At 54.5% G+C, this 12090-nt stretch carries 6 protein-coding genes; 1 reads left to right on the top strand and 5 read right to left on the bottom strand.

Annotation, left to right across the window (positions count from 1 at the left end; all coding sequences use genetic code 11):
- Positions 1 to 44 precede the first annotated feature (44 nt).
- Positions 45 to 1205, bottom strand: coding sequence for a DUF3048 domain-containing protein (locus tag VAE57_RS12055; RefSeq protein ID WP_322822124.1), 1161 nt, complete (start codon positions 1203 to 1205; stop codon positions 45 to 47).
- Positions 1206 to 2086: 881 nt separating this feature from the next.
- Here VAE57_RS12055 and VAE57_RS12060 point away from each other — a divergent pair.
- Entirely contained in the window at positions 2087 to 5608 is a 3522-nt protein-coding gene (locus VAE57_RS12060) for an ATP-binding protein (RefSeq protein WP_322822125.1), read from the top strand.
- Here the strand turns inward: VAE57_RS12060 and VAE57_RS12065 are convergent, their stop codons facing one another.
- From VAE57_RS12065 to VAE57_RS12080, 4 genes are read right to left on the bottom strand one after another with little or no spacing between them, the layout of a single operon-like run.
- The gene (locus VAE57_RS12065; RefSeq protein WP_322822126.1) at positions 5609 to 6448 is read right to left on the bottom strand and encodes an SEC-C domain-containing protein; all 840 of its coding nucleotides are present in this window, start codon (positions 6446 to 6448) and stop codon (positions 5609 to 5611) included.
- An 18-nt stretch (positions 6449 to 6466) separates the two neighbouring features.
- Positions 6467 to 7276, bottom strand: a complete 810-nt coding sequence (locus VAE57_RS12070) for a formylglycine-generating enzyme family protein (RefSeq protein WP_322822127.1) — start codon at positions 7274 to 7276, stop codon at positions 6467 to 6469.
- Positions 7273 to 7881 (bottom strand): FFLEELY motif protein, encoded by a 609-nt coding sequence (locus tag VAE57_RS12075; RefSeq protein WP_322822128.1) that lies wholly within the window; start codon positions 7879 to 7881, stop codon positions 7273 to 7275. The genes VAE57_RS12070 and VAE57_RS12075 overlap by 4 nt, the downstream gene beginning before the upstream one ends.
- Positions 7878 to 11219, bottom strand: a complete 3342-nt coding sequence (locus tag VAE57_RS12080; protein ID WP_322822129.1) for a tetratricopeptide repeat protein — start codon at positions 11217 to 11219, stop codon at positions 7878 to 7880. Before VAE57_RS12080 ends, VAE57_RS12075 begins: the two co-directional genes overlap by 4 nt.
- Positions 11220 to 12090: the final 871 nt, after the last annotated feature.

A 12090-nucleotide genomic window follows, 5' to 3' on the forward strand; every position in this document is an offset into this window, starting at 1 on the left:
CGCCCGCCTATCGTAGCCGAAGCAACGGGCTTCGGGGTGTAGCGTTATCGGCCGCCTTCGACGGTCAGGTTGGCAAGGTCGGGTATGGCAGCAATCCAGACCGATCCGGGCGCGAGTGGTATTTCGTTGCCATTCGCGTCAACCAGATACAGTTGCGCGTAGCCGGCTGCTTTCCGCCAGGTCGCTTCAATCATGCGCCCGTCGCGGAAGATACGAGCCTGGCCCTCGCCGATCACATCTTGCTCGATACGACCTTTAGGATCGTTGGGGATAGGCCGTTCGGGCACTTCCAACACGACAACATTCTTAAACTGTAATTGCGCACCGGTTGCCGCATCAACGTGTGGGCGATTACTGCGGAAGTAGCGGTAGCTATTCGTGGCCGGATCGTAGCTCCAGCCTACGCTTGCCTCGCGGTAAATGAAGAAGTAGCGCAATTCTTGTTGTGCAGGACGGTCTTCCAGTGGGGCTTCGGACGAGTAGGTAAACCCAATCTCTTCCAGCCCTTCAACCGGACGGTCATTCGCTGCGGCAAAAGCAGCGATGTTTGCACTATTGGTGTAGAGGTTGTGGGGGGCGCTGCGGTCGTGCGTGCGATAGAAATAGCTGCTGGCATTTCCGCGTAATGCATCCATATTGATCAGTTCAATGGACGTTTCTGCCAGCAACAACCCTTCCGGCGATCCTCCGGCATGAACATACACTGCCCGTAGTCCCTTTGCCCATTCGACATAATATGGTCGGGCACTGCGTACCGGGCCAATGACCGGCATATCAGGTGAAATACCAGGAATAAAGATCGCCATATAGCGCGTAATTCCAAATTCAGCCAGCGCTTCAAAGACAACCGCAGCCCCATCCATGCCGGTCTGCGGGTAGGCATTCGGATGGTTGTCATACATTACTGCGAAGGGCCGTGTAGTCACCGAACCACGTGGAACCGCCAGCGGTGCTGTTATCGGTTCAGGTGAGGGTGTTGGTTCAGGAGTAGCGGTTGGCTCAGGAGTAGCAGTAGCTGCGGGTGTTGCCGTAGGCGGCAGTGTTGGGACGGCTGTTGGTTGTGGTGTATCCGCTGGTAATCGCGTCTCTATTGCGATGAGAGTGGGGAGTGGGGTAGCTATTGGCGTATTCGCAACAGCAGATCCACACGCACCGATGAGCACGATACTGAGCAACAGGGCTAGCGAAGAAAATCTACTTATCATGTTCCTCTTTCCTTGTGCACCGCAAAGCATGGCGGATAGCACGGGCGGCCTATTATACCATGGCTCTGCTATTTGGCAAGCAGCGATCTTTTTGGGTTGCATGTGTTTATTGGTGGAAACTGCAGCAGCCCTGCGCCGACGTCTGGAAGCCACCTCATTGATCCTGGCAGTACAGTGGAGAACTTATTTCATAAAAGTTGAGCGGTCGTGTTAGCTGACTATCGCACAGGCGCATGAACGCCTGCCAATCACTAACGACAGTATTGTCCTGCTCCCAGTCTGCCAGGATGGAAGCGAGGAGGGCTGACGACCATCGTCAGTACCATCACTTGTTGAGTTGGTTATCTTGTCCGTTTGTCATGCGCGTGGCGCAGCGTTTGGCGTGCGGCATCCGCGCTGCTGCTTCTCATGATCTGGCACGTGTCACGTCGTTGACCCTGCTGGTCACGGGGATGCTGTCCGTACTCGTCCAATCATGTCGTCTGTCGGTAATGAATGAGCTACCTTCTGGTCGATGTTTTTGAAATAGGTTCTAAACCGCCACTCACTGCTGCTACCTGCAATCACGCGCCATTGAGCAGGCAATATCCGTACTGTTCACCCGTAAACGCGGTACAATATCATCAAATATTAGATAACCCAGGTTGCTACCTATGCTGTGAGCAGACCGCGTGAGGCTAACTGCAATAATGAACAGCACGGCGCTTTGCACAACACTGTTGAGCGTAACTGTATGAACCATGTGAGTAGCAGTCAGTTCCCATCGACGTGCTTCGTCACGCCTTAAGAGTAACTCGGATAATGCCCATCCTCTGTGCCCTCCGTGCCTCTGTGGTGATACAGGTGGCAACTTGCGTTAGTTATTAAATGGAGTGTCGATCATGAAAAAAATGCTACCTGTTGACTTGCCGGAATGGTTGACCATTGTTGCCAAAATGATCGACGCCGAGCGATACGCCGATCTGACTGCTGCTGCCATAGATGTTCTAACCTCGATGTTACCCGGCTATCAGGTAGACATTAAATTGTTCCAGAGTGATTTCCAGGATGAATCAGATGCTCTTGTCCATCGTTTGGGGCAGCGTGAAACGTTTGCCTGGCTCGTGATCCGGCCTGCTGATCTAACTGATGATGATCTGATAATCCTGCAATCAGTTGAGCAATTAATTGTTGCTGGTTATGAGCGCATCCGACAACGGATCGAACGGCAGGGTTGGCATCGCCGCCTTCAACTTGAAGTCGACGCTTTGCGGGATACACCCCAGCCTGAGCTTATTTGCCAGCGGATGGTGCAACTGCTGACCGATCTGGTAGGACTTCCGCTCACCATTGGGCTGGCGACACCGATCCATCAGAGTGTTTGGCTTCAGCAGATCGTGCATTACGCGGCACAACCAAACCGCAATGACATTTCTGAACAACGGTGTTGGACAGCAGAGACCGACCTGAGCAGCATGGTGATCAAGCTAAGCATGCCATTAAGCTCAGCCGCGTACCTGGAAGATTGTGCACGTTATAATGTGCGTCCGCACGCAGTGTGGCTGGCGTCGCCCCCCACCTTCTGGTCAGGTGTACCCGTTCGCTTTGGTGGCAAAACCTTTGGCGTCATTTATGGCTATACATTTGCCTCCGAACCTCTGAATGAAACCCAACAGCAGATGATTGCTGAAGCGCTTGAGCTGGCTGTTCGCTTACTGCGCACGCCTCTCCTGCAACGCGAAGTCGATCTTGCCAATCAGCAACACAACATCTGGCAGAAACTTGTCGCCACCAGTGTGCAGCTCCTTGATACCGATCAGGCATTGCAGACGATGCTTGATCTCAGTTGCCAGTTGCTGGTGGTAGAAGGTGGTGGTCTGTTCATTTTTGATGAACAGCACAATGAACTGGTGTTTCGTTACGCCTATGGTCGACAATCACACCAGTTGGTAGGGATGCGTTTGCCGATGACTCACGGCATCATCGGTCAGTCATTTGCGCTGGGGAAGCCGGTAATTGTGAATGACGCCAGTGATGATGTGCGACTCAGTCGCGTCATTGATCGGGTGATTGGGTTAAAGTGCTATAACCTGATAACTGTACCGTTTACGTCACCATCTGGTGTGCGTTTCTGTCTGCAATACATTAATCGCCAGGACGAAGTACCGTTTATTGATACAGACATCGATGAGATACAGGCTACTGCCGCTCTGATGAGTCTGGTTATTGACCGTACCCGGCAAATTACCCAGATCGCAACCGGTATCGTTCAACAGGCACAAGACCTGGATCGAGATAATGCCGATCTGCGCTCATTACTGGTGCTTAATCACAGGTTGCTGGCAGAACAATCGCCTGACCAGCTTTTCCAATTGATTATCGACTCGATCACAAAGCGCATGCGGTTTCAATCGGCTGCGCTGTTTGTCAGTCAGCGTGAACACGCACTTCATTCGACGCTTGCGTGTGTAGCGGCAACCGGTACGCTCAGTGGTGAATTTCCTGCTGGCTTGCGTCTGGCTATTGGTCGGTTAGATGCGTTGGTCAATGAGTGGGGACTTGGCGATACTTGCTTTCTGCTTAATCGTCGTAGTGCCAGTTTTGCCACCCTATTCGATTTACCGCAACCGGTAAGTGAACGCCTGATGGATTTTGGTGCAATTCATTGGCAGCCCGACGATTTGCTGGTGGTGCTATTACGCGCTCCTGACCATCGGGTGCAGGGGGTCTTGCTCCTTGATCAACCACAGAGCGGTCAACGTCCGGCGATGGCCGATCTTCAGGTGTTGACATTGTATGCCGGTATTGCTGGCTCTGCTATCGATATAGCGCTTTTGCGCTATCGCCAGCAGCGTAGCCTCGAACGATTGACAGCGCTGAATGGACTGGGAATGGTGATCAATTCGCAGTCACTCCCTCAGCCGCAAGTCCTGGTTATGACCGCCCGCGGCATGTTAGAGATGGTAGAGGGCAACTGGGCGCAGATCATGTTGTTTGACCCTGAACACGATGAATTGCACTTCGATCAGACAATCGGTATGAGTCCGCTCGGAAAGGATGTGGTGTTGACTCTGGCCCGCCGGGCGCTACTTCATCGCCGACCGGTCTTCCGTTCGGCGACCACTGTGGCAATACCACTCCGCAGTACTCAACAGATCATCGGTGTGATTGTTATCGGTGGTGAACACGCTCTCGAAGCGGCCGATGTTGAGATGTTGACGTTGTATGCAAGCCAGACCGCAATTGCTATCGAGAGTATGCGATTGCTCGATGCGGTGCGACGTGGACATGATAATCTGGCACGGGTGATGGCGGCGGTTGAGGATGGTCTTGTCTTGTTTGGCGTTGACGGAACAGTTATGGTTGCGAATGAAGCGTTTCATCGCCTGGCTCGTACTGTTGCCTGGTCGCCGCCGTTACTGCGGATTGATGGGCTGAAGATCGATAATGTCCTGGAATGCTGGGCCAGGCAGCGTGTATTGGAACCTGCAACAGTTGCTGAGTTGCAACGCTCGTTGACCTGTATCGGTGCCCGGAATGAGCTACATGGAAACGATGGTGTCTTCGCCTGGAAGATCATCCAGGCCGGTGATTTGATTGCTGGCCGTACCTCTGCCTTTCTGCTGACGATTCGTGATGTGACTGAAGCCAAAAAGGTTGAACAGTTGCGTGAGGATTTGACTCGTATGGTAATTCACGATCTGAAAAATCCTCTTACGGCTATCAAACTCGCATTTGAGCGACTGGAGGATGAATTAGGCGATCTTTTCACCGAACGGCAGCAGCAGGCAATGAAAATTGGGCAAAATAATACTACACGTTTGATTGATCTGGTCAAGACAATGCTTGATATTGGGCGGCTAGAGAGTGGTCAGATGCCCCTTGACAAAGTGCCGTTGCCGATTGCCGATTTAATCGAGTACACTGTTGATCGATTGTTGTTTCATGCTCAAGAGAAACAGGTTCAGATTGTGCACGAGGTTGATCCGCACGTGCATTTACTGTTTGCCGATAGTAATATTGTTTCCCGCGTATTACAGAATCTCCTCGATAATGCTCTCAAGTTTAGTGAGCCTGAGAGTCAGATTGCTATTGAAGTGCGAATGAAGCCTGCTCAGGGTCAGTCTCAGATCGTCGCTGTTTCTGATGAGCTGGCGATTCTGGTACCCGGTGATCGAGTTGCGCATATCATTGTTCGTGATCAGGGGCCAGGTATTCCACCCGAAGAGCAGGATGTTATTTTCAAGCGGTTCAGTCAGGGCGGTCGTAAGCGGAGCGAAGGGAGTGGCCTGGGGCTGGCATTCTGTAAGCTGGCGGTTGAGGCTCATCGGGGTGCGATCTGGGTCGAGAGTATGCCGGGGCGCGGCAGCGCGTTTCATTTCACACTGCCGCTGGCCGAGATTTACGATCCTGAACGGGCGTAGTCAGTCTCCCAACAAACGCTGACGAGTCTCGGCGATAAAGTTCTGAATCCGGTCGGGATCGGGTTTGTCGGTCGGCAGGATCAAAATGAAGTGACTGAAGATTTCCGACCGTTCATCGAGGAGCGTTTGCCAGTTGGCTTCAGGACGTTCACGCCGAATTGCTTCCAGATGAATGTCGGCGAAGGTGCGAATTGGCCCGGCAGTGTCGGGTGTCAGATGGGCGGTAGGGCCGGCGAGGTAGTAGTTCGGCGCTGTGCGCCCAAGCGGTGTGTCAACCGGCAGCAGATGCCCGACGATCACTTCGTCAAGCTCCAGGCGCAATGAGGCATGACTGTCGGCCAGAATCAGCGCCTCGCCGGTTAGCAGATCGCGTAGGGTCGCACCGGCATTGGGATGCAGGCGCTCGACCTGGTACGGACGTAAGCGAACATTGACCCACGTCGGCAGAAGCTGTCGTTCGAGCGGTGATAGATCGCTCTCCGGCATCTGAGCTACCATTTGCTCGACCAGTGTCTGCCCGTCTGACCGGCGATAGTCGAAAGCAAACCAGATCATGAAGCGGTCGGCCCCGTACCCTTCGCGCTGGTTCAGTTCGGCTAACTGGGCAAACTGGTAACGCTGTTGCCAGTATCGATCAAAAGCAGTTTGTAGTTCTGTTGCCTCCGCCTCAGTGGCTCTGGCCAGAATACGTTGTAAGAGCTGGTCTTGCGCGTTACGCAGGCGTAATTGCTGACTGCGCCATTCCTCTTCGATGCGCAGATGGCAATCCTTGTATTTGCGCCCGCTGCCACAGTGGCAGGGATCGTTGCGGCCTAATTTAAGCGTTTTGGCTGGGTTCATACAGCGTATTCTCCTTGATTATTCCAGGTCTAGGACAAGGCGCATACCCAGAAACTGGTTGCGCATCGTCGGTTGTAGTCGAAAGCGACAGGCACAGCGCGCATACCCCTGGGGATTGGCGTAACAACCGCCGCGTAAAATCCGTCTCCCGGTTGCGGTTGGGTCTTCACGTCCATCATCGGGTCGGTAGGGATATTCCCGGTCGAGCGATGCTGTCCATTCCCATACATTACCGGCCATATCTTCAACACCATACGGACTCCGTCCGGCAGGGTATGTTCCGGGCGGGTTAGGTGCTGATCGTCCCCCCTCACGCGTATTGGCGTAATCGGGATGAAATGTCTCGCCCCACGGGAAGCGCCGTCCGTCAGTGCCGCGAGCGGCGTGCTCCCATTCCGCTTCGGTTGGCAGGCGAAAGCGCAACACAGGCGGTGGCGTAACCGGTTGACCGGTCGGGTTGATCAAGCGGAGGGACAGACCGGATTGTTGGCTCAGCCAGGTACAGAAGGCCTGGGCTTCGTACCAGGTGATGTCGGTAACCGGTAATGCTGCCAGTGCTTCCGGTGGGGTTGTGCCATGCCAGGCGGGAGGCGGTGGTACGGCCCCATCGGCAACAGCGCAGGCGTAGAGGGCATTGCTTAGCGGATGTTGAGCAATAGCAAATGCCGGGAGTGTCAGTTCGTGTTGTGGTGTCTCTTCACGATAGCTTTCGCGGGTACCGCCATAGTGACGGGCCAGGTCACTGATGTCGCTCACAGGTGTGCCCATACGAAAGAGTCGTGACGGAATGTGAATAAAAACCGGTAATAATTCACTAAGCCTGCTCATCGTTGATAAATCCGATTGAGTCGATCTAGCTCACGCTGGTAGATCGTCTCGGCGAAATGATCGATGGATGTCACGTTTTGCAGCGCATCATAACCGCGCCGTAGAAAGGTATGGACATGCCCAATACCAGCGAGGCGGGCAATGAAGTGGGAGCGGCGGAGCGCCATCCCCAACACTACCGAACGCGACAGGTGAAAGACATTGTACAACGTTGTTCTGACGAGTGTTAACTGGCGAAGGCGATCATCATATTTGTCGGCCAATCGGTAGAAGAGTTCATACGTGGACTCGTCAAAATCAGTGCCCACATTGGCCTGCCACATACGTTGGGCCAGGTCTTCATCGAGTTGATTGGTGAGATCAAGGAGTTCCAGTACCTCCTCAAGGTCGCGCAGGCGTACACCAGGGAGCATACCGATAAAATGGTGCAGGCGTCGGCCTTCCTGATCGCGCTGGCTGAAATCACGTGGGCCGTACATTTCGTTAAAGAAGAACTCACCCAACGGTTCGTAGGCCGGCACTTCCGCCAGATCACGGTAATCGCGACGGAGGCGATTTGATTGAAAGATTTGCAGGGCGATGCGATACTGGCGTAGCGTACTCATGGTAAACGTTCGATTTGGGCAAGTGCACGCTGACCCCACTCGCTGGTTGGTTCCCGACTGATCAGGGTCTGATAGGCATCACGGGCGGCGTCAAAATTGGCCTGATCTTCGGCAATAAGACCACTGTAGAAGATAGCTTCACTGTAGTTCGGGTTCAGAGTAATCGCTTGTTGAATAGCCTGTAAGGCGCTTTCACTTCGGCCCTGGGCGTAATAGGCGCGACCCAACCAGTAGTAGGCTTCGGGAAAGTTGGCTTGCAGGGTCGTAGCGCGATTGAGGTCACGAATGGCCTGGTCGTATTCACCGTTGCGGATGGCGAGCAGAGCACGACGGTAGAAGCTCTCGGCAATGCGATCATTGGCGCCAATGGCTGCATCGTAAGCGGCGCGTGCTTCCGCGAAGCGACCGGATTCTTGCAACAATTTGCCGCGGAAGAGGTGTGCTTCGGCATAGTTACTCTTCTGTTGAATAGCCCGTTCTACCGTCTGAAGTGCTTCTTCGGCCCGACCTAATGCGTATTGGGTCTGGGCCAGCCCCAGCAGGGCTTCTGGATATTGCGGCTGCAATTCCAGGGCGCGCTGGTAGGCTGCGAGAGCACGCACAAGGTTACCGTTGCGCAAGAGGGCTTCACCCAGCCAGAATTGAGCCGCAGCATTCGTGTCACCACCGGGCAGTGCAGTGGAAGTCTCGAAGTAGGCCAGTGCAACCCCCCAATTCCCCTGCCCACCGGCCAGCTCACCCAGGCCAATGTGGGCGGGAATTGACTGTGGATCGGTTGCAATTGCCTGTTGATACGCCTGCTCGGCGGCTGCCAGATCGTTTCGGCGCCGGGCTATCTCGGCCAGGGTGAGAAAGGCATTGACTCGCGCTGAAATCGCTTCCGGGTCGGTGCGGTTAGCGGTTAGATCGAGCGTGCGTTGTGCAGTTTGCGCTGCTGCTTCCAGCCGGTTTCCGTTCAGGTATGCCCGTGCCAGCAATTGATTCACCGTCGCCGATTCGGGATTTCCCGTGAGCGCACGTTCGAGTGCCTGAATCGCCACCGTTGTGGCATTACCGGCAAGGGCAGCCTGTCCGATGCGGATTAACCGGTCAAGGTCATTCACCCCCTGACCGAGGGCAATCCGGTATTGTTCGATGGCGCGATCAGGCTGATTGAGGGGGCCTTCATATAATTCGGCAAGGCGGAGGCGAGCATCGAGATTACGCTCATCGAAGGTGAGCGCATCACGTAGCATGCGTTCAGCAGTCGCAACATCACCCAGTCGGATATACGTTTCTCCTAACTCAAAGGCGGCCACAGTTGAACGTGGATCAAGCACGAGTGCATCGTGGTAGACACTGGCTGCCTCGTCGGGATAGCCGGCATCGTTGTACAACCGGGCCAGTTCAATCGTTGCTTCGACATGTTCGGTGGCCAGGGGAACGAGTAGCCGTTCAGCTTCAGCAAAACCGCTGGCACCACTCCGCCGTAGCGCACGTGCGAGATGAACGACAGTATATGGCGTCTCTTGCCAGTTCACCAGGGCGCGCCAGTAATTAATCGCTGATGGCCAGTCGTCAGCATCTTCAGCCAGTTGTGCCAACAACAGGTGAGCCGGAAAAAAGCGATTATTTCGGTCGAGTGCCTGGCGCAGCCATTGCTGAGCACTTTCTCGATCATTGCGTGCCAGGGCAACCATCCCAATTCCGGCATAACCGTCGGGAAGCTGCGGTGCGAGTTCAATGACACGCTGATAGGTCTGGATGGACGTATCGTACTGCTCGTCCATGCGTAGTGCAAACCCAAGCGCGAGCAAGGTCATCACGTCGTCGGGTTGTTGTTCGCGCAACTGGCGCAATGCTTCCACACTGGGATTACCACCGCCGACGGTACCGAAGAGCGCAGCTATGAATTGATTGAACGGATTTCGCTGGTTGGAATTTTCTACCGCCCATAAGACCGCCTCGGTCAGTGCCAGTGCCAATCGCTGTCGTCGTACCAGCTCTTCACTTCGTTCAGCCTGACCGGTGGCCATCAGGCCGCTGCCGGGAAAGATGGCGGCCTGACTGGCTGCTTGTTGGCGCCACAAGGTGACTGCCCGGTTACTCTGTTCAGTTGCTACGCGCAGTTGATCTCGTGCCTGGCGTAATGTATCGGCCGAAGGGAGTGGATTGGCCGTTGCCAGGGCCCAGTAGAAGGGGCCGGTCATTGGTAACCGTGCTTCGAGCGCAGTCAGGGCACGCTCTTCAGAAAATACTGCATTCAAGCGAGTTTCATACGCTGAACGAAACGCAACCGGGACATGTGCTACTGTAGCGGCTTTGGTTGGCTCAAATCGGGTAAGTGATGCCTGAGCTTCGGCGATACGGCCACTCTCGCGATAGGCAGTAGCGATGAGCAGTTCTAGCTCAGGGTCAGCCGGCAACAGATTGCGGGCCTGTTCGAGATCGGAGACAGCATCAGATGCACGTTGTTCGCGTAATGCCCACAGCGCAAGATTGACCCGCAGTTGACCAAGATCACGCCCATCCAGGAGATTGATCGCCTCGGCAAAATAACGCGGTGCCTCGGCATTCCCGGCATCAAGGAGAATTGCACCAAGATTATTGGAGAGTAGTGCTCGTTCACCCTGGGCAAGGCTTAGTGCCGTCTGGTATTCCGTTGCTGCTGCACCATACCAGCCGCGCGCCCACAAGAGATTACCACGCAAGACATTGAGTAAGAGAGGGTGAAGCTGGGGATTATTTTCAACCAGGCGTTGTAGTTGATCAAGCGCCAGATCAGCTTCACCGTGATGATACGCGGCCAGGGCCAGCAGATAGGGCGTCAGGATCGTTTGACCATTGATCGGTTCAGTACTGATAACGTATCGGTCAGGTATGGCGAAGCGGATGGGAAACCCGTACCAAGCCTGACTAATGTCAATATTGTGCGGCGTGTAAATGATTTCGGGCGACAGGCTGGAGCTGTCGATCATCCCACCGGCTGCAACCTTGCCCCAGACCAGGAGATCGGCGTTTGTCTGGCGGGCAAGGGCAAGGGCTTCTGCCCCATTGGCCGGCTTTGTGTCGCTCAAGACGACGTGAACAAGGTTTTCACCTTGATTGCGTAATTGACGTGCCAGTGCATTGGCGATTTGCTGTCCGGTACGCCCGTCCTGATCGGCGAATGGCGTTACTACGATCACAAAGCGCGGGTCAGCAGGTCGCGAGACGAGGAAAAGGCCAATGACAACACCTGCGACGAGTAATGCGAGCAATGGCCAGGGCAGACGCTTGCGCCAGGAGATTGGTTTTTCCGTAGTTGCTTTTTCCGTGACAACCGAATCCGTCGGTTTGCGTTGCCGTGGCCATCGCATATCCTCGCTCCTTACCACCGTAGACCATACCATCTCCTATTGTAAGCAGTTTTGATGATATTTCAAGCAGTGGTATTGATTATGATTTTGTTGTTAACAATGAGAATGGCTTACAGGCATTGAATGGTGGTGTGAGGGTGTCCTTATATCAAATCTGGCGTCATAGAATTTGCCACACCTGCACGGATACCTTCTCTGGAAGGTTGCCCGCGGCACAGCGTTTGGAGTGCGGCAGCCATGCTGCCGCACCCACCAGGCTCACGTGGTGGGCGTGTCGCAGTGGTGAGCCTGATGGCAATGGGAATGACGTGCGGTCTCATCTACAAAGGAATGTCGTATGCGAGCCAGAATAACGCAGATACAAGGCGTCAGCTTCCCGCTTTGCCGGGCACGATTGTTCCTATTGCGTCCAGTAGGGGCGCACGGCTGTACGCACCTACTACGTTCGCCACGAATGCCTGTATCTGGAGTCTGTTTAACGTGATTGAGGTGTGAGAACCTGTAATCCCGGTTCCTGCAATTTTGACTAGAACCTGTTTCAAAAAACATTTACGAGAAGTTATCTCATTCATTCTTGACCGTCTCTATGCTCGTAACGAGCACATCCAGCATCCCCGTGACCAACAGGGTCAACGGCGTGCCACGCGCTGGATCATGAGCAACGGCTGCTGCGGCGGTCATGCTGCCGTACTCCAAACTCCGCGACACGCGCATAGTGAGCGGGTAAGGCAACCAATCCAGCGCATGATGGTACGACCGGAGCTTCGCTCTGCCAACGGGTCAGGAGCCGGGTAGACTGTCATTGACGATTGGCAAGCGTTCAGGTGCCTGGGCGATAGTCTGCATGCACGACAGCACAGCTTTTTTGAAA

Source organism: Chloroflexus sp. (assembly GCF_034434295.1).
Taxonomy (GTDB): Bacteria; Chloroflexota; Chloroflexia; order Chloroflexales; family Chloroflexaceae; genus Chloroflexus.

Bases quoted from the DNA above. Each gene is read 5' to 3' on its own strand.
- VAE57_RS12055 (WP_322822124.1), bottom strand. From the start codon at position 1,205: ATGATAAGTAGATTTTCTTCGCTAGCCCTGTTGCTCAGTATCGTGCTC.
- VAE57_RS12060 (WP_322822125.1), top strand. From the start codon at position 2,087: ATGAAAAAAATGCTACCTGTTGACTTGCCGGAATGGTTGACCATTGTT.
- VAE57_RS12065 (WP_322822126.1), bottom strand. From the start codon at position 6,448: ATGAACCCAGCCAAAACGCTTAAATTAGGCCGCAACGATCCCTGCCAC.
- VAE57_RS12070 (WP_322822127.1), bottom strand. From the start codon at position 7,276: ATGAGCAGGCTTAGTGAATTATTACCGGTTTTTATTCACATTCCGTCA.
- VAE57_RS12075 (WP_322822128.1), bottom strand. From the start codon at position 7,881: ATGAGTACGCTACGCCAGTATCGCATCGCCCTGCAAATCTTTCAATCA.
- VAE57_RS12080 (WP_322822129.1), bottom strand. From the start codon at position 11,219: ATGCGATGGCCACGGCAACGCAAACCGACGGATTCGGTTGTCACGGAA.